General features: G+C 44.0%; 23 protein-coding genes and 1 tRNA gene. 16 read left to right on the plus strand and 8 right to left on the minus strand.

All coding sequences use genetic code 11. The annotated features are described in order from the left end of the window. Window positions 1-43: 43 nt before the first annotated feature. Both ACFI6L_RS01965 and yhbY read right to left on the minus strand, forming a co-directional pair. Complete coding sequence (locus ACFI6L_RS01965; RefSeq protein WP_462573333.1) at window positions 44-820, minus strand: 3-hydroxyacyl-CoA dehydrogenase; 777 nt, start codon at window positions 818-820, stop codon at window positions 44-46. Window positions 821-923: 103 nt separating this feature from the next. After that, window positions 924-1,217: a ribosome assembly RNA-binding protein YhbY gene (gene yhbY / locus ACFI6L_RS01970; protein ID WP_014949363.1), complete on the minus strand. Its 294-nt coding sequence runs from the start codon at window positions 1,215-1,217 to the stop codon at window positions 924-926. 95 nt (window positions 1,218-1,312) lie between these two features. Here yhbY and rlmE point away from each other — a divergent pair, with 95 nt between their 5' ends. The 9 genes from rlmE (at window position 1,313) to ACFI6L_RS02015 (ending at window position 10,749) form a co-directional block, all read left to right on the plus strand. Beyond that, window positions 1,313-1,942, plus strand: a complete 630-nt coding sequence (gene rlmE / locus ACFI6L_RS01975) for a 23S rRNA (uridine(2552)-2'-O)-methyltransferase RlmE (RefSeq protein ID WP_014949364.1) — start codon at window positions 1,313-1,315, stop codon at window positions 1,940-1,942. A 101-nt stretch (window positions 1,943-2,043) separates the two neighbouring features. Continuing rightward, on the plus strand, window positions 2,044-3,990 hold the full coding sequence (ftsH, locus tag ACFI6L_RS01980; protein WP_014949365.1) for an ATP-dependent zinc metalloprotease FtsH: 1,947 nt from the start codon (window positions 2,044-2,046) through the stop codon (window positions 3,988-3,990). A 340-nt stretch (window positions 3,991-4,330) separates the two neighbouring features. Further along, window positions 4,331-5,155 (plus strand): dihydropteroate synthase, encoded by an 825-nt coding sequence (gene folP / locus ACFI6L_RS01985; RefSeq protein WP_156086379.1) that lies wholly within the window; start codon window positions 4,331-4,333, stop codon window positions 5,153-5,155. A gap of 9 nt (window positions 5,156-5,164) precedes the next feature. Next, window positions 5,165-6,508, plus strand: a complete 1,344-nt coding sequence (gene glmM, locus ACFI6L_RS01990; protein WP_014949367.1) for a phosphoglucosamine mutase — start codon at window positions 5,165-5,167, stop codon at window positions 6,506-6,508. Between the two features lie 96 nt (window positions 6,509-6,604). Continuing rightward, window positions 6,605-7,348 (plus strand): triose-phosphate isomerase, encoded by a 744-nt coding sequence (gene tpiA, locus ACFI6L_RS01995; protein WP_039232718.1) that lies wholly within the window; start codon window positions 6,605-6,607, stop codon window positions 7,346-7,348. Between the two features lie 10 nt (window positions 7,349-7,358). Next, the gene (gene secG, locus ACFI6L_RS02000; protein ID WP_281716320.1) at window positions 7,359-7,772 is read left to right on the plus strand and encodes a preprotein translocase subunit SecG; all 414 of its coding nucleotides are present in this window, start codon (window positions 7,359-7,361) and stop codon (window positions 7,770-7,772) included. A 9-nt stretch (window positions 7,773-7,781) separates the two neighbouring features. Further along, a tRNA-Leu gene (locus tag ACFI6L_RS02005) sits at window positions 7,782-7,867 on the plus strand. A 235-nt stretch (window positions 7,868-8,102) separates the two neighbouring features. Then, window positions 8,103-10,397, plus strand: coding sequence for a putative bifunctional diguanylate cyclase/phosphodiesterase (locus tag ACFI6L_RS02010; protein WP_039229424.1), 2,295 nt, complete (start codon window positions 8,103-8,105; stop codon window positions 10,395-10,397). A 193-nt stretch (window positions 10,398-10,590) separates the two neighbouring features. Further along, window positions 10,591-10,749 carry a YqaE/Pmp3 family membrane protein gene (locus tag ACFI6L_RS02015; protein WP_014949371.1) on the plus strand — a complete coding sequence of 53 codons (159 nt, stop codon included), beginning with the start codon at window positions 10,591-10,593 and terminating at the stop codon, window positions 10,747-10,749. A gap of 152 nt (window positions 10,750-10,901) precedes the next feature. Here the strand turns inward: ACFI6L_RS02015 and ACFI6L_RS02020 are convergent, their stop codons facing one another. The 3 genes from ACFI6L_RS02020 to ACFI6L_RS02030 form a co-directional block, all read right to left on the minus strand. Next, on the minus strand, window positions 10,902-11,357 hold the full coding sequence (locus ACFI6L_RS02020; RefSeq protein ID WP_014949372.1) for a hemerythrin domain-containing protein: 456 nt from the start codon (window positions 11,355-11,357) through the stop codon (window positions 10,902-10,904). Between the two features lie 229 nt (window positions 11,358-11,586). Beyond that, window positions 11,587-12,942, minus strand: a complete 1,356-nt coding sequence (gene gdhA / locus ACFI6L_RS02025; RefSeq protein ID WP_281716321.1) for an NADP-specific glutamate dehydrogenase — start codon at window positions 12,940-12,942, stop codon at window positions 11,587-11,589. A gap of 7 nt (window positions 12,943-12,949) precedes the next feature. Then, complete coding sequence (locus ACFI6L_RS02030) at window positions 12,950-14,578, minus strand: diacylglycerol kinase family protein (RefSeq protein ID WP_281716322.1); 1,629 nt, start codon at window positions 14,576-14,578, stop codon at window positions 12,950-12,952. A 150-nt stretch (window positions 14,579-14,728) separates the two neighbouring features. Between ACFI6L_RS02030 and ACFI6L_RS02035 the strand changes: the two genes are divergently transcribed. Together ACFI6L_RS02035 and ACFI6L_RS02040 are read left to right on the plus strand one after the other, a co-directional pair. Further along, window positions 14,729-15,259 carry a DUF2878 domain-containing protein gene (locus ACFI6L_RS02035; protein ID WP_039229417.1) on the plus strand — a complete coding sequence of 177 codons (531 nt, stop codon included), beginning with the start codon at window positions 14,729-14,731 and terminating at the stop codon, window positions 15,257-15,259. Window positions 15,260-15,279: 20 nt separating this feature from the next. Further along, window positions 15,280-15,984, plus strand: a complete 705-nt coding sequence (locus ACFI6L_RS02040) for an SDR family NAD(P)-dependent oxidoreductase (RefSeq protein WP_281716323.1) — start codon at window positions 15,280-15,282, stop codon at window positions 15,982-15,984. Window positions 15,985-16,055: 71 nt separating this feature from the next. Here ACFI6L_RS02040 and ACFI6L_RS02045 read toward each other — a convergent pair whose 3' ends face one another. Further along, window positions 16,056-16,886, minus strand: a complete 831-nt coding sequence (locus tag ACFI6L_RS02045; RefSeq protein ID WP_014949377.1) for an HAD family hydrolase — start codon at window positions 16,884-16,886, stop codon at window positions 16,056-16,058. Between the two features lie 179 nt (window positions 16,887-17,065). Next, the gene (locus tag ACFI6L_RS02050; protein ID WP_462573334.1) at window positions 17,066-17,656 is read right to left on the minus strand and encodes a hypothetical protein; all 591 of its coding nucleotides are present in this window, start codon (window positions 17,654-17,656) and stop codon (window positions 17,066-17,068) included. Window positions 17,657-18,240: 584 nt separating this feature from the next. Here ACFI6L_RS02050 and ACFI6L_RS02055 point away from each other — a divergent pair. The 5 genes from ACFI6L_RS02055 (at window position 18,241) to ACFI6L_RS02075 (ending at window position 24,621) form a co-directional block, all read left to right on the plus strand. Then, on the plus strand, window positions 18,241-19,287 hold the full coding sequence (locus ACFI6L_RS02055; protein WP_462573335.1) for a DNA topoisomerase IB: 1,047 nt from the start codon (window positions 18,241-18,243) through the stop codon (window positions 19,285-19,287). Between the two features lie 367 nt (window positions 19,288-19,654). Next, window positions 19,655-21,169 carry a sodium/proline symporter PutP gene (gene putP / locus ACFI6L_RS02060; protein WP_462573392.1) on the plus strand — a complete coding sequence of 505 codons (1,515 nt, stop codon included), beginning with the start codon at window positions 19,655-19,657 and terminating at the stop codon, window positions 21,167-21,169. Between the two features lie 16 nt (window positions 21,170-21,185). Then, window positions 21,186-22,295 carry a glutamate 5-kinase gene (gene proB, locus ACFI6L_RS02065; RefSeq protein ID WP_014949381.1) on the plus strand — a complete coding sequence of 370 codons (1,110 nt, stop codon included), beginning with the start codon at window positions 21,186-21,188 and terminating at the stop codon, window positions 22,293-22,295. Further along, on the plus strand, window positions 22,292-23,539 hold the full coding sequence (locus tag ACFI6L_RS02070; protein WP_039229394.1) for a glutamate-5-semialdehyde dehydrogenase: 1,248 nt from the start codon (window positions 22,292-22,294) through the stop codon (window positions 23,537-23,539). Before proB ends, ACFI6L_RS02070 begins: the two co-directional genes overlap by 4 nt. 131 nt (window positions 23,540-23,670) lie before the next feature. Further along, on the plus strand, window positions 23,671-24,621 hold the full coding sequence (locus ACFI6L_RS02075; protein ID WP_168533464.1) for a mechanosensitive ion channel family protein: 951 nt from the start codon (window positions 23,671-23,673) through the stop codon (window positions 24,619-24,621). A 3-nt stretch (window positions 24,622-24,624) separates the two neighbouring features. On the opposite strand, the gene ACFI6L_RS02080 is transcribed toward ACFI6L_RS02075, so the two are convergent. Then, window positions 24,625-25,179, minus strand: a complete 555-nt coding sequence (locus ACFI6L_RS02080) for an HNH endonuclease (protein WP_014949384.1) — start codon at window positions 25,177-25,179, stop codon at window positions 24,625-24,627. Between the last annotated feature and the right edge of the window lie 281 nt (window positions 25,180-25,460).

Consider the following 25,460-nt stretch of genomic DNA (forward strand, 5'->3'; position numbering starts at 1 on the left):
GAAAGGCGGTTTTTTTTGATTAAATTATTAATGTGCTTATTCACTACTTTGGAGGCATGCGCAGCCCGCCGTCTAAGCGGATTGTCTCACCATTTAGGTAGCTATTGTTCGCCATATGGATAACTAACTTAGCAAATTCTTCTGGTAGCCCAAGGCGCTTAGGAAACTGAACGTTAGCAGAAAGGGTGTCTTGCACTTTTTCTGGCATAGCAAGTAGCATTGGCGTGCCCATTACACCCGGCGCAATGGTGTTAACACGAATACCCAACGGGGCTAAGTCTCGAGCCATTGGAAGGGTTAAGCCGATAATACCACCTTTACTCGCGGCATAAGCGGTTTGCCCTATTTGACCTTCGTAACCAGCAACTGAAGCAGTGTTTACGATAAGACCGCGTTCGCCTTCCTCGTTAATTGGCGATTGCTTTGCCATCGTCGCTGCAACTAAGCGAGAAACATTAAAGCTTCCTACTAAGTTAATATCGATAGTTTTCTGGAAGTCACCCAACGGCGCCGGATTGCCTTCTTTGTCAAGCAGTCGCTTAGCTGGGGCGATGCCTGCACAGTTAACCACTAAAGAAATGGCGCCAAACCTTTCGGTTGTCGCGTCTATAGCCGCTTGAACAGAAGTTTCATCGCGTACATCGACTTTGGTGAAAAGTGTGTTGTTATTGCCTAATTCTTCTACGCGCTGTGCGCCAAGCTCTTCATTTAAGTCGAAAAGGCTGACGTTAGCACCTGCATCTCGAAGTGCGATAGCAGTGGCGTGACCAAGTCCGGAGCAACCGCCAGTAACAATGGCAGTAAGATTATTTAGCGTCATAGATTTCCCTTAAACCCTAGTTTTTCACTATTATTAACGTGATGTTAACGGGAAGTAAGAAGAAAAACTACGGTGCCGACGGGGATCGGCACCTTATATTCAGCTATTTTGGCAACTGAATTTTACAGTCTTCGCTTTGACGGTAGATAATTAGCGTGTGGCCGATTACCTGTAGCTTAACTGAGTTTGTTTCACGAACAATGGCATCCATGATTAGCGCTTTTTCTTCGCGATCGTCTGTTGGCACCTTAACTTTAATTAATTCGTGATGGCTAAGGGCGTTGTCAATTTCGGCAACCACACCTTCTGTCAGGCCGTTCCCACCTAGCTGCACAACAGGTTTTAAAGGGTGTGCAAGGCCTTTTAGGAATTGTTTCTGTTTATTTGAAAGTTTCATGAAGTAATATTTCTTACAATTAATCTGTTAGTTTATGCTTGAAATAACGTATTCTAACGCCATCTTCTCTACAATCCTAATGACATTGTATTGGAATGACAAAAAAGAAACACTCCGCCAGCAGTAAACGCTGGCTACAAGAACACGTTAACGACCATTATGTGCAAAAAGCAAATAAGGAAGGTTGGCGCTCGCGAGCTATCTATAAACTGGAAGAAATTCAGAAAAAAGATAAGCTTATTAAACCAGGAATGACACTTGTAGACCTTGGTGCTGCACCGGGGGGCTGGTCACAGCTAGCCGCACAGCTCGTTGGCGACAATGGTCAAGTTATCGCGTGCGATATTTTGCCCATGGACCCAATCGTGGGCGTAGACTTTTTACAAGGTGATTTCAGAGAGGACGCTGTTCTCGACGCACTATTGAACAGAATTGGTGGGAACACCGTAGATATTGTGTTGTCTGATATGGCACCGAACCTTGCAGGTAACGCGTCGGTTGACCAGTCTCGCTCTATGTATCTTTGCGAACTAGCGCTTGATATGTGTCACCAAGTGTTAAAGCCCGGTGGTTCGTTTGTCATAAAGGTGTTCCAAGGTGAGGGGTTTGTTGAGTTCATGAACGCACTTAAACAATCTTTCACAACCATAAAGACGCGTAAGCCTGACTCGTCCAGATCACGTTCGCGAGAGGTGTATTTGGTGGCTTGTGGGTATAAAGTGTAGTACGCTTTGAGATAAGCGGTTTTCGTTGCGAGTTGTGTCGTTTATTCAATAAACAACTTGTTGAATATACAAGCAATTCGGGTTTATAGAGGTTAGTAGCATTGAGCGATATGGCAAAAAATTTAATCTTATGGTTAGTCATCGCCGTTGTTTTAATGTCGGTTTTCCAGAGCTTTTCACCGAGTGAATCGTCTCGTTCGCAAACTGACTACACAACGTTTTTGAGAGAAGCAGAACAGGGAAATATTCGAGAAGTTCGCATCAATAATAGTGGCGAAATTCGAGGTACTAAGCGTTCAGGCGAAACTTTCCAAACATTCGTACCTTACTTCGATGACAAGTTAGTATCTGACTTGGTTAAGAACGACGTAAGAGTGTACGGTGAACCACCAGAAGAGCAGTCTCTTCTGACGTCTATTTTCATTTCATGGTTCCCCATGTTACTGCTTATTGGTGTATGGATTTTCTTCATGCGTCAAATGCAGGGTGGCGGCGGCCGTGGCGCTATGTCATTCGGTAAAAGCAAAGCTCGCTTGCTTGGTGAAGACCAAATTAAGACAACATTTGCTGACGTAGCAGGCTGTGACGAAGCGAAAGAAGATGTATCTGAATTGGTAGACTTCCTGCGCGACCCGTCTAAGTTCCAAAAGCTTGGTGGTAAAATTCCGAAGGGCGTACTTATGGTAGGTCCTCCTGGTACAGGTAAAACGTTGCTTGCAAAAGCCATTGCCGGTGAAGCGAAAGTACCATTCTTTACGATCTCTGGTTCTGATTTCGTTGAAATGTTCGTGGGTGTAGGTGCATCTCGTGTACGTGACATGTTTGAGCAAGCGAAAAAAGCGGCGCCTTGTATCATCTTCATCGATGAAATCGATGCGGTAGGCCGTCAACGTGGTGCTGGTCTAGGTGGTGGTCACGACGAACGTGAGCAAACCCTTAACCAGATGCTTGTTGAAATGGACGGCTTTGAAGGTCATGAAGGTATTATCGTTATTGCGGCAACTAACCGTCCTGACGTACTAGACCCTGCGCTTCTTCGTCCTGGTCGTTTTGACCGTCAAGTAGTGGTTGGTCTTCCTGACATCCGCGGCCGTGAACAAATTCTTAAGGTTCATATTCGCAAAGTGCCAGTGGCTGATAACGTAGAGCCGTCAGTTATTGCTCGTGGTACACCAGGCTTCTCAGGTGCTGACCTTGCTAACCTAGTAAACGAAGCTGCATTGTTCGCTGCTCGCGGCAACAAGCGCCTTGTTTCTATGGAAGAGTTTGAGAAAGCGAAAGACAAAATCATGATGGGCTCTGAGCGTAAGTCTATGGTGATGTCTGAGCCTGAAAAAGAAATGACTGCGTATCACGAAGCGGGTCACGCTATCGTAGGTCGCTTAGTGCCAGAACACGATCCGGTATACAAAGTGTCAATCATTCCGCGCGGTCGCGCGCTGGGTGTGACCATGTACTTACCAGAGCAAGACCGAGTGAGCCACTCTAAACAGCACTTAGAAAGTATGATTTCTAGCTTGTTTGGTGGGCGTATTGCTGAAGCCATTATTTATGGTGACGACAAAGTTACCACGGGTGCATCTAACGACATCGAACGCGCAACTGAAATTGCACGTAAGATGGTGACCCAATGGGGCTTGTCGAGCAAAATGGGCCCAATGCTTTACGCTGAAGACGAGGGTGAAGTGTTCCTAGGCAAGTCTATGTCTAAGGCAACAAACATGTCTGATGACACAGCACGTGCCATTGATGCGGAAATTAAGTCACTGATTGACCGCAACTACGAGCGCGCTCAAAAGATCCTTGAAGACAACATCGATATTTTACATTCAATGAAAGACGCACTGATGAAGTACGAAACCATTGATGCTAAGCAAATTGATGATTTGATGAACCGCACTGACGTTCGTCCTCCTGCTGACTGGGATGACAGCAAGCCATCGGGTGGCGACAAGCCAAGTGGTGGTGCGCCGGTTCGCGAAGGTGAAATCAAAAATGACGGTGTAGACAAGCCGTCGGTAGGTAAGCCGGGCGATATTCCAAGCTAACCTTCTACATCCATTGAAAAACGCCAGTTTAACTGGCGTTTTTTGTTAGAGCTGATTGATTTTAACCTGGGAATTTGACTTACAGTTTATGTCACTGTGTTAGCTGAGTTATTTATTTCGTTACGCTTTACACTGTTCTTTGCAAAGAACAATGAAAAAATCACGGCGAAGAACTAACCAAAGAATTCAGCAAGCAACAAGGCAAAGATCATGCATTTTTAAGTAGGTTTCATTGGTAACACAGCGGGTCAAAATCAGTTTGCTTTATAGCTTCATTTCTCAACATATTTTCTGACTAAGAAATACGGTAATTTCAAAACAAAGATAATGCAGGTAATTCATGCAGTTTGGTAAGTACTTCATAGATCTGTCACAGCCTCAGGTAATGGGCATTTTAAATGTTACGCCTGATTCATTTTCTGACGGCGGCAAGCACACAAATGTATCTCAAGCCCTTGACCATGCGCTTCGCATGATTGAAGAAGGGGCAACTTTTATTGATATAGGTGGTGAATCGACAAGGCCAGGCGCGCCCGACGTATCGCTGCAGGAAGAGCTTGATCGCACAATACCCGTTATTGAAGCCGTAGCTAAAAATACCTCATGTGTTATTTCTATTGATACCAGCAAGGCCGACGTTATGCGGGAAGCGGTGAAAGCCGGCGCGGGGCTAATCAACGATGTACGCGCTTTACAAGAGCCTGGTGCATTGCAAGTAGCAGCTGAAGCACAAGTACCTGTTTGTTTAATGCATATGCAGGGGCAACCCAGAACCATGCAGCAAAGCCCTGAGTATGATGATGTAGTGAATGATGTGGGTCAGTTTCTACTCGCGCGTACCAAAGTGTGTGAAGAAGCGGGCATTGCTAAAGACAAGATTTTGTTCGACCCTGGCTACGGTTTCGGAAAGTCACTGGAACATAATTATACGTTGGTGAAACACTTGCCATCGCTTATGAAGCTGGGTTACCCAGTGTTAGTAGGCATGTCTCGCAAGTCGATGATTGGCAATTTGCTAAATAGAAAAGTGGATGAGCGCTTGGCGGGAAGCATAAGCCTCGCTACAATTGTCGCCCAAATGGGCGCACAGATAATTCGCGTTCACGACGTGAAAGAAACAGCTGATGCTGTCAATATCGTGAAAATGCTGAATTCAGTAAAATAAGGAATAATAATGACGCAGCGCAAATATTTCGGCACCGACGGTATCCGCGGAAAGGTAGGCGAGAGCAATATCAACCCAGAGTTTGTTACAAAACTCGGGTGGGCAGCAGGTAAGGTCCTTGCCGGACGAGGGACGAACAAAGTACTTATTGGTAAAGACACGCGTATTTCTGGCTACATGCTAGAGTCGTCTTTAGAGGCGGGTTTATCAGCTGCTGGTATCAATATCGGCTTGCTAGGCCCCATGCCAACGCCAGCCATTGCTTATCTCACCAAAACATTTCGCTCAGAAGCAGGGATAGTGATTAGTGCGTCACATAATCCGTTTTATGACAACGGCATTAAGTTTTTCTCAGCGCAAGGCTTTAAGCTTGATGATGATATCGAGTTAGCGATTGAAGATATGCTTGAGCGTCCAATGACATGTGTGGCATCTGATAAGCTGGGTAAGGCTACGCGTATAAACGACGCTGCGGGTCGTTATATTGAATTTTGTAAGGGGACATTCCCTTCAGAATTATCGCTGACAGATCTTAAAATCGTTGTGGACTGCGCACATGGCGCAACGTATCACATTGCCCCCAATGTATTGAGAGAGTTAGGTGCTACGGTTATCGAACTTGGTACAGCGCCCAATGGTTTAAACATTAACGACGGTGTGGGCGCAACCTCAATGGATGCGATTGTTGAAAAGGTTAAGGAGACCGGTGCTGATCTTGGCTTTGCCCTAGACGGCGATGGTGATCGCATTATGATGGTAGACCACCTTGGTAATGTGCTTGATGGTGACCAGATTGTTTACATCATTGCCCGCGACGCGCTTAAGAACGGCAAAATGCAGGGTGGTGTCGTTGGCACGTTGATGAGCAATTTAGGCCTTGAAAATGCGTTGTCAAAGCTTGGTGTTCCTTTCGCAAGAAGTAATGTTGGCGACCGTTATGTGATGGAGCTGCTACAGCAAAAAGGCTGGTCTATTGGCGGTGAAAACTCTGGTCATGTTCTCAATCTTAATATGAGCTCTACGGGTGACGGTATTGTAGCTGGGCTTCAAGTGCTTGCAGCAATGCTTCGTTCGCACATGGACTTACACGACTTAGCAAGTGGGTTTGAAATGTACCCGCAAACGTTAGTTAACGTGAGGTACGCTAACCAAGAAGTGGATTATTTAGCACACAGCAATGTACAAAATGCTAAGAAAGAGGCTGAGTCTGCGTTAGGTAAAACGGGCAGGGTACTTCTACGTAAAAGTGGTACTGAGCCGTTAATTCGTGTGATGGTTGAGTCGAATGACGAAAGCCAATCTCACAAATGGGCAGAGCATATTGCTGAAACTGTTCGTAATCTCGCCAATTAGTTGGCGTAGCAGGAAATTTTGCTTTTTGTGCTTGTATCTTCTCAATTAAATAGTTAATATCACGCCCGCTTTGAAGACAGGGCTAAGGTCTGCGTTGTGAGTAAAAATCTTAGAAAGCCATTCGTGGCTGGCAACTGGAAAATGAACGGAAATTTGGCATTAGTTGCTGAATTTAATCAAAAACTGGCGAATGTAAAAGCTGATTCGGAAATCGTAATTTGCGCTCCTTCACTTCTTTTACACGCATTTGAAACCCATTCGTTTGCCATTGGTGCTCAAAACGTAAGTCATCTTAATAACGGCGCTCACACTGGTGAGTTGTCAGTTGAAATGCTTAAAGAAGCAGGTTGCGGTTACGCAATTGTTGGGCATTCAGAAAGACGAGAAGACCAAGGCGAGTCAAGCGAACTTGTTGCATTAAAGGCAAAGCAATGTGTTTCTTCAGGTGTCGTACCCATCATTTGTGTAGGTGAGCCACTTGAAGTGAGAGAAGCAGGTGATGTTGAATCGTTTGTTGGCGAGCAACTAGATGCACTAGTTAGCGCCATGTCGATAGACGAACTCAGCAAAACTGTTATTGCATACGAGCCGATTTGGGCAATTGGTACTGGTAAAACAGCCAGCCCTGAGCAAGCACAAGAAGTACACGAATTTATTCGCGGCTACTTTAATAAAGTAGACGCACAATTGGCTCAAGGCCTTCGTATTTTGTACGGTGGTAGTGTTAAGCCAGATAATGCTGAAACCCTATTTGCACAGAAAGATGTAGATGGCGGTCTAATTGGCGGAGCCAGTTTAAAAGCTGAAGATTTTATTTCAATTTGCCAAGCGGCAAACTGACGAGGTATTTATGATTTACGAAGTGCTATTAGTAGCATACCTAATTGTAGCGCTATTACTTATTGGATTTGTATTGATCCAACAAGGTAAAGGTGCAGATATGGGCGCTTCATTTGGCTCAGGCGGTTCAAACACTGTTTTCGGTTCATCGGGTTCAGGTAACTTCATGACTCGTACGACCGCTATATTAGCAGGCTTGTTCTTCTTAATTAGCCTTTCTTTGGGTGCAATGACTGCAAACCGTGAAAGCGCAGAAGATGAGTGGAACAACCTAGAAGTTCCAGCGACAGTAGAAGAGCCAGTAGAGCTACCAGCTGATCAAGACGTACCAGTTATTGAAGATGCAGCTCAAAGTGATGTTCCTGTTGTTGAAAGCGATGTGACAGACGTACCAAAGTCTGACGACGCTGAAAGTTCAAACTAAAAAGTTTTCGCGGAAGTGGTGGAATTGGTAGACACGCCATCTTGAGGGGGTGGTGAGCATAGCTCGTGCGGGTTCAAGTCCCGCTTTCCGCACCAAATAAATGTAAAGGCCAGCGCAATGCTGGCCTTTTCTGTTTTTACACCGTGAAATTCTTGTTAAGGTGACCCTGTACGCTCACTTTTAATTGGCCTTGTTAATTGTAACAAAGCGTTAAAATCTAAAATTTACAGGATGTTATGTCTGTTCCTATTTTTATTATTCGGCTATGCTTTTCAATACTTAGTCATACTGTCTGCGACATAAACAAAACAATTTTTACGAGGCACTATAGTGCAAAAAACACTTAGTCAGAGTTTGTTCCAAACCCTATTCATAGGGATTGTGATAGCATCACTTCTGATAATTGGAGCAGTGTGGCGCTCAGCCAATACTCTCGTTGTTCAAAACATTGACCACAATATTGTTTTAGCAGAGAAAGTATTCGATAAAGTGGTTGCGGATCGTCAAGCTGTCATACGCAACGTTTCAAAAGTACTATCTCGTTCATTTGATTTCAGGCGTGCGGTTGGCACAGAGAATATACCCTCTATTGAAGCGGCGTTTACCAGTTACGCGCAGCGACTAAACACCGATATCATCGCTCTGGTAAGTCTAGACCATCAAGTAGTTGTAACGCGTACAGACCTATTCGAAGTCGGTCAAAATGTGGAAAGTAGCCTAGCATTGGTTGCTAAAGGGAAAGACAGCGGTTTCTTCGTAGTCGATAACAAATTAGTACAGTTAAATCTAATTCGCGTAGAAATACCTACCCTTAGATATTACATGCTAATAGGCGTTGAGTTTGATAGCAGATTATTAGAAGAGCTAAAAGCGCTCGTAGACGCTGAAATTATTATCTCAAGAACTGATACCAATGACGTTCTTACGACTACCTTAAAAGAAAATGATGCGCAACGGATCCTCGCGTCAGAACACGACCCCTCGTGGATAGATGTAACCTTTAAAGACGAGCTTACTTACTTTGCCCGTGAGGTGAATATCGCCTCTGATGGCAATTTGCCGGTTAAGATAACTCTAGCTGTAGATACAACGTCTTCATTTAGTGCTTTCACACGTATTCAATTGACGATTCTGGCGTTTTGCTTAGTCGCAATATTCATTGCTCTGGGTCTTTCTCTGCTGCTTGCCAGAAACGTGAGTCGACCAGTGTCTACCTTGGTAAAAGCAGTGAATAAGGTCGCGTCAGGAAGCTATGGCGCAACCCTTGACGCACCGTCGAACCTCAAAGAGATTACCGAACTTGCCAACGCAGTCGACAGCATGCAAGCAAGTATTAAAAGCCGTGAAAATCATATTCGTTATCAAGCAGAACACGACGTGCTTACCGGGCTTTTCAATCGGAACTATGTTGAAGGCTTCTTTGAGTCACAACTTCAAGAAGAAAGAGAGTTACAGGTTGTTGCCATTACCGTAATCGGATTTCGAACCATTAACGACCTCTACGGTTACTCTAACGGCGATAATACACTGAAAGCATTGGCCGAGAGGCTCCAGCGTTGGCCTGGTACATCCGCAAGATTAGCTGGCGGTGAGATTTTATATATTACGCAAGATTCACTTAATGATGACCAGCTCGAAACGCTCAAGCACATATTAGAGCAACCAGTGGAAAGTAACCTGATTGCAATTCCAGTAAAAGTCGCAATGGCGGTTATCCAGTGCCCGCAAGATGCAACAACATCAGAAGAATTATTCAGAAAAATGAATATTGTTACTGATGAAGCGATACACAGCGACAGCTGGTGCGTTCGCTACAGAACGGAATTAGAAGATAAATACAATCGTAGACTATCAATTACCACTGAACTAAAACGTGCACTGGCTAGCCAGCAAAACGAACTGTCTATGGTTTACCAGCCAAAAATAGATCTGCAGACAATGAAAGTATGCAGCATGGAAGCGCTTATTCGCTGGAATAATAGTGTTCTGGGCTTTGTTCCACCTGATGAGTTTATTACCATTGCTGAGCAAGCAGGTTTAATTGAGCAAGTTACGACTTGGGTAATGAAGCAAACCATTTCAGACTTAGCCTATTTTAGAGGCATGGGGTATGGGTTCACCGTTGCGATGAACTTATCTACTCAGGATATTCAAAATAAGGTACTTCTAGGGAAGCTAGTGTCGCTTCTAACCCAGGAAGGCTTGTCACCTGAGGCTCTGGAACTTGAAATAACAGAAAGCGATTTAGTTGCAGATGCGTCGCTTGCTATAGAGAACCTGAATGAACTAACGGCGCGGGGCTTTCATTTCGCCATCGACGACTTTGGTACAGGCTATTCGTCGTTAGCCTATTTAAAGAACTTGCCCGTAAAAACGATTAAAATTGATAAGAGTTTTATTCTGTCGCTGGCGAGTGATGAAAACGACCAGCAAATTGTTCATACCGTGCTGAGTTTGGCGAATGTGTTTAATTTAAAGGTTGTGGCTGAGGGTGTTGAAGACGTAGCGTCGCTTGAAATCTTAAAGGACTGGGGCTGTGATATCGTTCAAGGTTATTACATTAGTCGCCCACTTAGCCGTTCAGACCTTGAAGACTGGCTTCAAAATACGCCTTTCGGTGAATAGCTATTTCTTCAAATTAAATTTATTGTTTTACAGTAATCACCATGCCTTTGCCGCAGTATTTGGCGACATGGCATCGTAAATGCAAAACTAATAATGAAGCGTGTAAAACGCTCTGCGGGCCTGATTTCTTCGCCAAAGTGTGAGTATTTTGCCCACTGAGTTGTGAAATTACTTCAAAAACAAGGAATTTATTATGGACATCATTCGTATACTTTTATCGATTTTACTTCCACCGCTGGGCGTATTTTTACAAGTGGGTATCGGTGCTCACTTTTGGATTAATATCCTCTTAACTATTCTTGGCTATTTCCCAGGTGTTATTCACGCTGTTTACATCATCGCTAAAAAGTAGGTGGTGAAAAACGCTGTATTGGCGGCTATGCAATAAATCGCATAGTCGTAGTGAGTACAGCAACCAAAAACAAAAGCCAGCGTTAATAGCTGGCTTTTTACGTGATGACGTTTGTCGAATAGGACGATTTCGGCAACGTGACATATTCCATGTTAGGCGGTGAGCTTTTCGTCGTCTAACTCTTGCTTCATCTCTTTTTGATATTCATCTGCAAGTTTTGTTTTTTGGCGGTCATTAAGCACATTGCCTGCAACTTGGAAGAATTCCTGTTCTTCGTCGGCAAGGTGATGTTCCACCTTTTCCTGAAGTGTTTTCAAATGACGCAACCAAGCTGGTGAACTCATATCCGTATCATCGAGCTTTGCGAGTAGCTCATCAATTTCGTGATGCTCTGCAATGCCGTGACGTGTTAAATCTACAGTGGCATCTTTCTCCAGAAGATGAGAATAGAAATGGCGCTCTTCAGCGATGGCATGACTTTCAAGCTGTGTCTTAAGCTCTTGATAATATTCACGGCGCGCAGCAGTGTTTCCGCTTGTTTCAGCTAGAATTTTAAGCAGTAAACGTTGCTTTTCATGGTCTTGACGCAAAGCTTCAAAAATTTTCATGGGTAGTTCCTTATAAATACCTAAAAAATGAATCACACCCGTGGTAATGCTATTTTTATTCCATTAGTGAGATATCTGTTACGCGCTGATTTTTAAAAGAAATTTCAAATGAAGTGACACAGAGTCATTGAATTGGGGAAGGGGACAACGCAAATTTTACAAGTCAGTTTCCGATAAATTCACGGCAGTAAGTCCGTGAATTTACCGAAAGAGGGAGATGGGATATGCGCTACACGCCTTGTGCGACCATAGCGTCAGCGAGTCTACGAAATGCTGCTACATTGGCGCCTTTCATATAATCAACGTAGCTGCTTCCAGCATCGCCTTCAGATTTACCCTCATCAACACAGCGCTGATGAATGCTTTCCATAATTGAATAGAGCTGTTCATCGAGTGCGCTTGCGTTACGTTGATTGAACATGGCGTTCTGGCTCATTTCTAAGCCTGATAGCGCAACGCCGCCAGCGTTAGATGCTTTGCCTGGTACGTATGCAATTTGGGCGTCTAAAAACAAAGCCTGCGCTTCATTTGTGCACGGCATATTCGCACCTTCTAGTACCATTTGACAGCCGTTATCTAGCAGTGATTTTGCATCTTCTTCAAGTAGTTCGTTTTGCGTAGCGCAAGGCAGTGCTATGTCGCATTTTAAATGCCAAGGCTTTCTATCAGCTATCCACTTGCCCATGTTTTCATCTGCCATGTCAGCAAGAATATTGTTGCGGTTTGCATGGTTGTCAATTGCCCATTTAAGCGCGGTATCAGTTAACCCATTCTCATTATGTAAAAGTCCTCGGCTATTAGACAGCGAAATAACTTTTCCGCCTTTCTCTACCGCTTTAAGTGCAGCATGCAACGCTACGTTTCCGGCTCCAGACACTGCAATGGTTTTGCCTTCAATTGGAGTACCTTGATGTCGACATACCGCTTCTAAAAAGTAAATTAAGCCAAAGCCTGTAGCTTCAGTACGTACATAGCTACCACCAAATTCTAAGCCTTTACCTGTTAATACGCCTTCGAACTTATTGTTTAGTCTGCGATACTCGCCATAAAGGTATCCTATTTCTCTTGCGCCAACGTTTATGTCACCTGCAGGTACATCGGTGTTCGCGCCAATATGTCGCTGTAATTCACGCATGAAGGCTTGGCAAAACAACATAATGTCGCGATCAGTACGCCCTTTGGGGTTAAAGTCTGACCCGCCTTTACCTCCACCCATGGGTAAGCCGGTCAGGGCATTCTTGAAACACTGTTCGAAAGCTAGAAACTTAAGCACCGATAAGTTGACGGTAGGATGAAAGCGCAAGCCACCTTTGTAAGGACCCATGGCTGAATTGTGCTGTACACGCCAACCTTGATTGACTTCAATATTGCCATCACTGTTCATCCACGACACGGTAAAATAAATAATGCGTTCAGGCATGCAAATGCGTCTTATAATATCGAACGCTTTGTAGTCTTTGTTTGCATTGTAAATAGGAACAATATCTTCTAATACTTCGTGTACCGCCTGTAGATATTCCGTTTCGTTAGCAAACTTTTCATTAAGAAAGGTATAGATTTCTTCAAAGTTACTTTTCTGAGTCATGTACTGCTTAATCCTTTTCTTCAAAATTGGTGAGAACGTTAAGGCTTCGAGGGCATGTTTTTATCTCAAGCTTTTCGCCTTCGTAGATCTCGCCGTCGACAGCATACGCCGTGGGCTTATCAAATGTTAACGTTATGCTTGATGCGCGTTCGTGCCGTATTGATTCAGATTGCTTCTTTGCTTCAGCTGGACTTAGCACTAGCTCTGCTAACGATGCGAATTGTTTATCAGAGCTAGGCTGAGGTAATAGCCAGGTCAAATCAAGCTTCCCATCGGTGATGTCAGGCGGTTCGGCGCCCTGAGCAAGTGCTGTGGTCATTGGGGCTGCGTTTGCAATAACAAAGCTCGGCGTTTCTAAGGTTTCAGCTGGCTGGTTGTCTTTTGCTACTTTAAACGTCATGTTTTCGTTATTTGAAATCGCGTTCCATAGCCCTTTTAGGTAGGCAAACTGGCCGCCTACATTCTTTTCTTCGCGATCAGCGGCTGAAATCATTTTTTCCTCGAAGCCAACTGCTGCCACCAAAAGCATAACGTGGTCGTTACAGGTCGCGGTATCTATGGCTAAGGTGTTGCCCTCTATAATGATGTCGCATGCTGTACTAATAGGCATGACTTTACTAATGTAGCCATGCAACACTTGGCTTAGTGCGTTTGCTGTACCAAAGGGGATAATCCCCATGGTAACGTCGGTGTTGACCAAAGCCGAGGCGACTTCAGTTAACGTTCCATCGCCGCCGCATGCGACAATAATGTGGGCGCCGTCTTGTTTTGCCTTTTCTGCTAGTGCCTTACCGTCTACTTCAGGTGTGGTTTCTTTCACGGTCACTTTGAATTTTTCATTTAATCGAGAAAGAACGTCATCTCGGTATTGCTCCCATTTACCGCCCCCAGCAACTGGGTTAACGATAAGGGTTAGATTCTTTTGTAGTGAAAGTAGGCCACCATCTCTGATCTGCTGCAGCGATGCTAATTGACGTTTGTTGAGCCTTGCTGTTTGGCGTATCTGGTTAATTTCACGTAATGCATCATCTACACTCAACGTAGGGTTTTTGGCCAGTAAATAGGCTGCAACCACCAGAACAGAGCGACCTCGTCCAAGCGCACAATGCACAACAACATTTTTCTTTTCAGAAATTTGCTGATTCAACCAATTTATCGCTAAAACAAGTTGTTCAGGAGTGGGGCTGGTATGGTCGAGTACCGGTACGTTTAAATAGCGGTAATCTTCTTGATATGCCGTCCAATCCAGTCCGTCAAATTCAGCGGTTACGTCAAGAATGGCATCAATGTTGTTTTCGTTTAAAAGGCTAACGTGTTTTCCCGACATGCGGCACGCAAGGAATAAGTGCGGCTCAATTTTTTGTAGGGGAGGGACTTTATCCGTTCTGCGTGCGTATTCATTGTAAAGCCAAGAGCCCAGTAAAAAAGGTACAAAAATCCAGCGTATGTAGAATGGTATCGAGCCATCCTCACGTTTGCGAAACAGGCTTGGATAGTTGAGCAAATAGGCGCTGCTTACGGCAATAAGGGAAAATGCAATCCAACCAAATACCACTTTTAATAATATCACTGGCACGGTCAGCGTTAGTGCTAACGCCACTAATGCACCAAGTACGTAATACTTCACCATTTTCACGATTAACACATCCTTTGTAATTGGAAAGAGCAAACAGTCTATGCATCTATACTTACACTTGAGCGTTTTCGTTTACTTTTGTCGCAATAGGGTTGAACTATCACGTACCGGTAAACGTATGCTTTGGTATTGAAAATATGAGCGTTTCAAATGAAGAATAGTGCGGTACTAAAGGTTGCGAACTTTGTATGGTTCCAAGGAATTTGGTGGCTGGTCATCTTGTTCCAGAATAAAGCAGTAATTCCAGTGTTAGGGTTAATCCTTTTGTGGATAGCCATTTCGCCCAAGCGAGTGGAAGATATAAAGCTAATGGGCACGGTATTTTTACTGGGCACGGTGGTTGATGCGCTTTTAACCCTAAGCGGGCTGTTCATTTTTAACGAGACTGAAACGCTGGTCAGCTTCTGGCCAATTCCAATTTGGCTAAGTCTTCTATGGGCTGCCTTTGCAGGTACGGTCTATCACAGTTTAACCGCCTTTAATGGCCGAATGGCCGTTGCGGCGGTTGCTGGAGCTATCTTCGCGCCGCTCAGTTATATCGCCGGCGCCAAATTCGGCGCGGTTGAATTGGGCGCAAGCGTTGTGCTTTCTTATATTTTTATCGCTCTAGTGTGGAGTGTAATCTTCCCGCTGTGTTTTTATTTATCCAATCGTTTTGAGGCAAAACAAGCCCAAGCGTAAATGCAAGGAGTGTATTGGCAATGACGAAAAACGTATTAGTTACAGGTGGAAACAGAGGTATAGGTCTAGAAATAGTAAAAGGAATGCTGTCTAAAGGCTACAAAGTGCTAATGGGGTGTCGAGACGAAGAGGCCGGCCTTGAAGCCAAGAAAGATATTGTGGGAGGGGATTTGCATATTATTGAGATGCCTCTTGATAACGAAACAGCCATCGTCGATGTGTTTGTTCGAGCTGAGGCCGTGTATGGCCCTGTTGATATCCTCATAAACAATGCAGGTATCTTAGACGACACGCCATGGAAAGATGTAAATTCTGAGACGTTGGCTAAATCGATGCAAATTAATGTGAACGCCCCGCTTACACTTATCCAGCAAACGTTACCGCAAATGATTGAGCGAGGTTTTGGACGTATTATCAATGTAAGCTCTAGTTACGGTAGCTTCGCCGAGGGGCTGAAAGGGCCAATGTGCTATGCGATAACAAAGGCTGCTATTAATGCGCTTACGGTTAAGATGGCAGCGGTAGTTGATGAAGCTGCTGACGGTAAGTCTCTTGATGTAACCGTTAATAGCATGACCCCGGGTTGGGTGCATACCAGAATGGGTGGAAGTGATGCGCCCAAAACGCCCGAGGAGGGAGCAGATACGGCTATTTGGTTAGCAACCATGGAAGAGGGCGGCCCCCATGGCCAATTCTTAAAAGATAGAGAGCCTATAGAGTGGTAGCCTTAATTAACTAGCCTAATTCATATAGTTTGAAGGCTACCATTTTCACGATGCTTTTTAATCAGCATCTTCTAAAGTGAGAATCGCTCTCGTAGAAAGCGGGCGATTCCATCTTCATCGTGATGCCCAATGACGGAAGTGGCGGCGTCTTTGATATAAGGTTTAGCGTTAGAAGGTGCATAAGCCTCGTCTGCTAGCTTAAACATACTTAAATCATTATCACTGTCGCCAAACACAATAACGTTGCTTGCATTCAACTGTTGGCGCAAAAGCTCTACCGCACTGCCTTTATTCGCAAGATTGTGGTGTACATCCATCCAACGGTACTCGTCTCCTTCGATAGCTGGCCCAGAGTACGCTATCAGTCCTTCGTGCATGTTGAGCTGCTTATACATGTCATAGACTAGCGGTGCATCTCCGATCATACTGATGTTTGTTATATGTGCATTAGCAGGTAGCGACTCAATAGACGCTAGTCGCGCTTTAGTGCGCGAAAAATATTTCTCAATTAAATCGTGTTCCACCTGATGCTTAGGCGACGAATGGTAAATCACGTGCTCGTGATCTGGGCTATCCATATTCACTGTGTTAATGAAAGGCGTAATATTGTTATTTACGGCGTGCTCGATAATAAGATTTACTTCACTGGGCGCGAGCAAATTTTCTAGTGTTAGCGCGTTTCCGGCAGGATCCCAAATTGCCACCCCATTATTATAAATGTGAGGGAGTACAAAAGACTGACCTTGTAGCACAAATTGCGCTGAATGCATGGTACGACCCGTCGCTACGGTGAATGCAATGTCTCTCTCACCAAGCAAGCCCAACGTCTCTTTAGTAAACGAGGAGATTTCAGAAGACTTATTTAATAAAGTGCCATCTAAATCAAAAAATATTAAATCCATACAATTGGTGCCTAATCTCTCTTTCAGAATAACGCCGACCAAACGACGAAGGGCAATAAACGTGGAGTTCGTTATATTGCCCTTCGAAAATATTGGAACAGCTAGATTGATAACTCCGCTATGATTACTGTATCACATTCTGCTTTGAAGCAGCGTTCCATATTATGTCACTAGTCTTGCTACCGAATAGATTCGACCACTTTGTCGGTGTGCTGCTTCAGTAATTGCGAGACTTTAGAAGCAGACTGTGACTTTTTAAGGTTAATTACCAGCGCAACTTTACCATATCTAACCGCATGTCTTACGGTTTGTATAACCTCATTTCTGTCTGGACGTAAACCGATTAAACCCGCTATGAATAACCCAATGAATATGCCTGGGCTAATTAGCGCTATGTAGGTAAACAAAGGATTTTGTTGAGTAAGCGCTGGGCCAAACTGCGTTAACAAAAATGCCGCCACCAAACCTACAATCAGACCCATTGAACCAAGCAACAGGTGGGACGACCACATGCTTTTGCCAATGGATGCGCTGTTACGTTCAAGTTTTTCACTCATTTTAGGGTCGCCAGCTTCGATAATTTCTACTTGAGATACCTCAACAGATGTTTGGTCTTGAACTATCTCAAGTACTTCCTGCACTTTAAGTTTTGACGGAAATACAGCCGCGACTTGCAAATCACCGGTTGATACAACATGGGCTCTCAAATTCTCATGTTCATTACTGTTTTCGCTTTTTGACTCTACGTTTTTCGAACTTTGAACATTCATCTTTAAATCCTCGACTTCTTACTTGGACTCTCTAAATCAATCCACTTCACTTGCACTTCAAAGGGTATTGCTGTTCGGCTTCACCCAAGTGCATAGGTAACTCGACAACTATTGTTCATACTTATTCAAGTTGCATTCCGACGAAGAAAAGTAGCGGTTTATACTTTAGTAGAAAAAAGAGAAAGTTCGTTTTTATATTATTGTTTTTAATGGTTATTTTTGGAATGTTAAATATGATTTAGTAAGCTGGAAGGCGAAATAAAGAAGGATTTCGAAGCGATATGCTGAGTTTTAGCAATCGCCGCTACCGGACCAAACAGCCGGTACTGAGATAATTTTACACATAGCGTGAAAATTCGTTATGGCCTTTAAAATCACTGTCTTGCCGTGGAAGCGTCGGCTTGCGGCAAGGTTACTTGCGTGTAGTGATCATTTCTGTACGTTCTTCTGTAGATTCTATTTATAAATTGAGATTTGGTACCGTTGTTTGCAATCTGACTAAGAAAGCACAGCGAGCATCTGCGGCCGTAGCAGCACCTTAACAGTCGGTCTTACTTAGCTGGTAAGGAAAGGAGTATCTATAAATGAAACGGATTAAAGGCTATTGCAACGTCTACTCTGATGATAGCCATCTATCAATAAGGCGCATCGCTTGCGGTGATAAACGGTTTTACTATCGCTATGCAAGTGGAAAGAAAGTCACAGGAGAGCGCGTGCTAAAGCGTATCAAAAAGCTTGTCATTCCTCCAAATTGGCGCGACACCTTTATAAGCCGTGACAGTAAAGCCAGCGTTCAAGCCGTCGGCTATGACGAAAAAGGGCGAAAACAATATATCTATCACGACAAATGGCACGAGCAGCAGCAAGTAGAAAAATTTGAGCGTTTGGTTGCCTTTGGTAATGCACTTCCTGAGTTCCGTGAGCACTGTCTTTCATTAATTTCACAGCCAACATGGACGCAAGAAAAAGCTTGCGCGCTGGTGTGCCTGTTGCTCGATTACACAGGTGCTAGAGTTGGCAACGCTCAATATAGCAAGGAAAATAACACATATGGGTTAACTACATTGCGGCGCAAGCATGTACAAGCGCAGTGTGACGATAGTGTTGAACTTGCTTATATTGGTAAGCACGGCAAACCAAGAACACTAAAAGTAAACGACCCTGAGCTTGCTTCATTAGTTTGTGACTGTGCACAACAACAAGGTTACTGTTTATTTCGTTATCAAGATGAGAATAAACAATGGCACGACGTAACGAGCGAAGACGTTAATGCGTTCATCCACAAAGAACTAAGTGAACAGTTCAGTTGTAAAGACTTTCGAACGTGGGCATCAAGTCGATTTGCACTAACAAACCTGCCCAGTGTGTATGAACAGATAGCAAACTCCAGAACCAAGAAATGGGAGAGTACGTTAAGTAAGTGTGTTGCAGCAGAACTAGGCAATACTCCCACCGTTTGCAGGAAATATTATATTCATCCGAAACTATTTACTGTGAAAAATGACGAAAAGGCGTGTGAGAAGCTAATTAATCGGGTTCGCTCGCTACATAGCGAAGATTGTACGCAACTTACCCATTTACTGCCTGTAGAAAAGCTTCTTTTGGATGTTATTTCGTCTGAGTGCGCGTAACAAAGTATTTTTAATGAAAATGTTTTAGCTGATAGTAAAGTTGCTGTTTTCCGCGCCTTTTTAGCTAAAGTTAAATTGTTTCATAAATGACTTAGTGTTTTTAACTTAATGAATAATAATGATAATTTGGGGTTTTATTAGCGTAATATGCTGTGAAACATGGTTGGTGCTAATTTAAACATAAGTGCCTGTTAAACGATATTGTTTAAAAAATGCACTTGAAATTTTCTGTCAGATCCTTATATTGTTAGAGCTCTAATGATTATTGTTCTATTTAATTATTTGCTTTTGAATTTCAATTAGCAAAGGTTAAATGGCGTTTTCATTTACGAGTTTTCGAAGAGCAATAGAGGAAATAACGAACGTTATGCCAATGGAAAGTTACCTATCACTAGCAGTGTATTTTATAGCGATGTTAGGGATAGGGTTGTTTGCTTACCGACAATCTACCAGTGATATTTCTGGTTATATTTTGGGAGGGCGACAAGTTAGCCCTCAAGTAACCGCACTGTCTGCGGGTGCGTCTGACATGTCTGGCTGGATGCTAATGGGCTTACCAGGTGCAATGTATTTAACCGGTTTCGATGCGGTTTATATTGCTATAGGGTTGGTTGCAGGTGCGTTAGCCAATTATTTACTAGTAGCGCCGAAACTTCGCGTTTATACCGAAGTAGCGAACGACTCCCTGACTGTGCCTGAGTTTTTTGCGAAGCGTTTTAATACGCCTAACTCAAGCTTACGCATTGTTTCAGCGGTGATTATCGTACTGTTTTTCACGCTATACACCTCTGCTGGGTTAGTTGCAGGTGGTAAGTTATTTGAAAGCGCGTTTTCGGTCGACTATCAGCTAGGCCTATTTATTACGCTGGGTGTAGTGGTGTCTTATACGCTGCTTGGTGGTTTCTTGGCAGTAAGTCTTACGGACTTTGTACAAGGGTGCATCATGTTCGTGGCGCTGGTACTGGTTCCAATCGTCGCGTTTACCGAGTTCGATAGCGTGTCGCAAATGACAAGCGCCGCTTATCAATCTGTACCCAATTTTTCTGAATCGTTAGAAACGCTAACGATTGTAGGGTTGCTATCGAGTTTAGGTTGGGGCTTAGGTTACTTTGGACAGCCGCACATTATTGTTCGCTTTATGGCAATTCGTTCTGTTAATGCCATTGGCACAGCGCGAAATATTGGTATGTCGTGGATGTTAGTGACCATCATTGGTGCACTGGCAACAGGATTCGTAGGCATTGCTTATGCCAATCAGTTTGGTCTTGCTGTCGACGACCCTGAGACGATATTTATTATTTTCTCACAATTGCTGTTCCACCCACTTATTAGTGGATTTTTAATGGCCGCTATTTTAGCCGCTATTATGAGTACAATTTCGTCGCAACTGCTGGTTAGCGCAAGTTCGTTAACCGAAGACATTTACCGCGTAATGGTAAATAAAAAGTCTTCAACCAAGGCGCTGAGTGAAAAGCAAACGGTAACAATTGGCCGTTATGGTGTAGCAGGTGTAGCTGTGGTTGCATTGTTATTAGCCATGGATGCGTCGAACACAATTTTATCTTTAGTAAGTAATGCTTGGGCTGGTTTTGGTGCAGCATTTGGTCCGTTAGTACTGTTTTGTCTGTATAAAAAAGATTTAACAGCGAAAGCGGCAATGGCGGGCATGATCAGCGGTGCGGTAACCGTACTGTTCTGGATTTATGCGCCCGTTTTAGCTAACGGTAAAACGTTAAGCAGCGTTATTTATGAAATTATTCCAGGGTTTGCGGTAAGTACGTTAACGCTTTATGTGGTAAGTCGCTATGGCGAAAACCCATCGTCAAACGTACAGGCAACATTCGCGCAAGCCAGTGAAGAATTAGCAAATCAACAATCTTAAGGTTAAAAAGTTTATTATGAGTCATCCAAATTGGAAACGCGTAGTCATCAAAGTGGGTAGTGCATTGATATCGCCCAACCAACAAGGTTGTAGCAGTCATTACCTTTTGAGCATTGCGCAATTTATCGTGCGATGCAGAGCCAACGGTACACAAGTTGTACTCGTGTCTTCTGGTTCTGTCGCAGCGGGTGCGCACCTGTTTCCAGAGCAAGAAAAGTCAGATATTGCAGTTAAAAAAGCAATGGCAGCAGCGGGTCAAACCGAAATGATTGCCACGTGGGACAGACTGTTTGATTTTCCGTCTGCTCAGATGCTGTTAACGCATGCTGATTTGCGAGACAGAGAGCGTTACGTAAGTATCCGTGAAACGATATTCAGTTTATTGGATAACAATATCCTGCCTATCGTGAACGAAAACGACACCGTTACCACTGACAAATTGAAAGTGGGTGATAACGATAATTTATCGGCCATGGTGGCGTCGGCAGCTGAAGCAGATGCGCTTATCATCTGTTCAGACATTGATGGGTTGTACGATAAGAACCCGCATGAACACGACGACGCACAATTGCTAAAATCAGTTAATACCATTGATCAAAGCATTTATGACATGGCTGGCGGTGCGGTGAAAGGCGGTGTAGGCACCGGTGGTATGCGCACTAAAATTGAAGCGGCCGAAAAAGCCGTTTCGCATGGTATAGATACATATATTATTAACGGCTTTACTGAACTGTCGTTTAATATGCTGCTAGCAGGTGAAAACCCAGGCACGCATTTCAAACCTCACGCCAAGCCAATGCAAGAGAATGTGCATTGGATGCGCCATACGTCAAACGCGCAGGGCGAGGTGATAGTAGAAGGGGACTTTGACGCCTCTTTAGCTGGCGACGCAGAGCAACTAACAAGTAGCGAAATTATTGACGTGAAAGGTGAGTTCTCGGTAGGCGACACCATTCTAGTACGTAAAGAAGACGGTACTAAACTGGTAAAAGCCAAGTCGAATTACAGTAGCTGTTTATTGAATTTCATTGCGAATCAGGAAAATGAAGAATTCGCCCATGAGTTTGAGGAAAAGACTGGGCCAATTATTTCTGATCAGCACATAGCAAATCTGGAGAAAGAATGAGCATTATTACAGAGTTAGCACAACAGGCAAAAAAAGCTGCACGTACACTGGCTATTTTAAGCGAAAGCCAGAAAAACGCGGTGTTAACTGATATGGCCGCGGCAATTCGTGCAAACAAAAGCAAAATTATTGAAGTAAACGAAAAGGAAGTCGCGCGCGCCAAAGAGAATAACTTAGACGCAGCGATGGTTGACCGCTTAATCCTAAACGATGAGCGTATTGAAGCCATGGCTGAAGGCATCGAAGTTATTGTTGAACTTGACGATCCTGTGGGTAAAGAGCGCGTTATCGGTACACGTCCAAACGGTATTGAGATTAAGAAAATGCGTATACCGCTTGGTGTTGTGTGCATGATATATGAAGCACGACCTAATGTTACTGCCGACGCAGGCGCGCTGTGCTTTAAATCGGGTAACGCAGTGATATTACGTGGTGGTAAAGAAGCACTAGATACGAGTTTAGCCATTGCTGAGCTTATGCAAGACGTGCTGGAGAAGCACAATTTACCAAAAGCGCTGGTAACGGTAGTTCCGAATCCAGATCGTGCATTAATGCAAGAGCTAATGGAGCAGCGTGATTACATTGACGTAATTATTCCTCGTGGTGGTGAAGGTCTAATCAACTACGTGACTGACAACGCTAAAGTGCCGGTAATTCAGCACTTTAAAGGTGTGTGTCACCTTTACGTAGACAAAGATGCAAATTTAGATAAAGCGATGGCGCTACTTCTAAATGGTAAAACTCAGCGTACTGGCGTGTGTAATGCCTTAGAAGGCTTAGTAGTACACCAAGCCGTTGCGGGTGATTTTCTGCCAAAAGTAGCCGACGCATTCAAAGAAAAGGGTGTTAAGGTTCACGTAAACGAAAAAGGCAGCCAATATTTTGATGGTGCTGACGTTATTTCTGAAGACGCGTATGGTGAAGAGTATCTTGGTCTAGAAATCGCTATCCGTGTAGTTGACGATTTCGAAGCAGCTGTTGACCACATTGCGCAATTTGGTAGTAACCACACTGAAGTAATTTGTACGGAAGATGCTGAAAAAGGCAAGTTATTCCAACGTGCAGTTGATGCAAGTGTAGTAATGGTTAACGCCTCTTCACGTTTTTCTGACGGTAGTCAACTTGGATTGGGTGCAGAAATTGGTATTGCAACCACTAAGCTACATGCTTATGGCCCAATGGGCTTGGAGTCATTGACTTCAGAGAAATATTTAGTGAATGGCGAAGGTCAAATTCGCGACTAATAAAAAGATGTTTTAACTGGTCGGCATTGTGCCACGAGTTTACATGCTTCATAATTAAAAGCGCTGACATTCGTCGGCGCTTTTTTTTCGCCTATTCAAATATTTACCCTCGGAGTACAGACGGAGCTTACATGGAGATTGTGATAGACCCCGCGCAGTTATGGCATCAATTTATAAGTTTTGCCAATGATTATAAACTGCTGACATCTCTAGTACTTTTAATTGTACTGCTCTTTCTTAAAAAGGGTGTGTTGCGCCTTATCAGGCGCATTAGTTCTCATCGTGGCGAAGACCGCCGAAACCAAATCAATATCCTAGAGCAGTTGGGTAATGCCTTTATCATTATTGTGTTAATGATGGTGTGGAGTTCTGAAATCCAAACACTGGCAATCTCCATTGCTGCCTTTATGGTGGCCATTGTGTTGGCAACCCGCGAGTTTATTCAGTGTTTTATGGGGTTCATTTACTACCTGGGCGCTCGGCCGTTCAGGGTAGGCGACTGGATCCAAATGAACAACATCATTGGTGAAGTGGTAGAAATGGACTGGGCGAAAACGGCGCTTTTAGAAGTAGACCCTGAAAGCTTTAACTACACGGGTAAACACGTGTACGTGCCTAATAGCCAGCTAGTGACCCAAACTGTACGAAATCTTAACTTTATGCGTCGCTACCGTTTGCATTCATTTGAAATAGTGAACGAGCCTTCTGTGAACGCCTATAGTCTGCTTCCAGCGTTTCATGCCAGGGCACAGGCACATTGTGAATATTTCCGCGATGTAGCAGAGCGCTACAAAGGCCTAATTGAACGTCACTTAGAGCAAGAGTTTATTCGCATCGACCCTGAGGTTGAGATTAAAACCAATGAACTTGCCAAAGTGGTGGTAAAGGTAAGCTTGTTTTGCCCTACAGCCGAAGCTCACGAGTTAGAGCACAAAATGTGCTCAGATTGGTTAAGCCTGTGGTTCAAAGCGCAAAAAGAAGAGCAGCGCCAGCTTCACGCACAGCACAGCGATTCCTCTTCAGTGCAGAATCAAGCTAAAGCAATGCCCGAAGCACAGACAACTACTAGCGGTGCGCTATAGCGTTTATTCCAAGCACGTCCATTCTCTGTGGCTGGTAAAGTGGCCTTGTAAAAAGGCCATTTGGTCAGCCAAAATTCGCCTGTTCATTAAATAAAAGCGCTCGTACACATTTGGCCTAAACGGAACCGCGAGTAGGGGCATGTTGGCTTCTTCTGGCGTTTTCGCACCTTTCGCGTGATTACACCGCTGGCAAGCCGTGGCAACGTTCGTCCAACTGTCTTTTCCGCCGCGAGAGCGTGGGATAATGTGGTCTCGGGTAAGCTGCTTTGGCGTAAATTTATTGCCGCAGTACATACACAGGTAGCTATCGCGCCTAAACAAATAGCGATTAGTAAGGGCAACTTTGCCAGATAAATCTGTTACCTTGCCGTCGCACGCGATAATACTAGACAGGGTAAGCTGACTTTGCAGCCCTTCGTGATTCCAGCCTCCCTTGAGCGTAATAGCATCGCTACCTAGCTCAAATAGCACCTTATCTTGACTGTAAAGCTTTGCGGCTTGTTCAACATCTATCCACTCTTGTGGCATGCCTGCTTTATTAAGTCGAAGTACCAACATGGTTATCTCCTTTAGCACACTAATATTAGACGTTCTTGTTGTGGTTAATCACTTCTGCGCATTTGTCGCACGTGATGTTTATTTAAGTTCTTACTTTGTTCGCTTTTTGTTCTAGCATACGCTGTTTTGTGTCAGTATGATGAAAATATAGTCAATAATTGAAATTTCACAGATATTTCATATAGTCATGGTGCTATAGGTGGTAGCGGTTAATGACCAAATAACACGACAAATTCCGCGCGGGGCTGCATTTGACCATGGTATTAACGCCACTTCATGGC

The sequence above is a fragment of the Alteromonas sp. G4i35 genome (assembly GCF_054960375.1).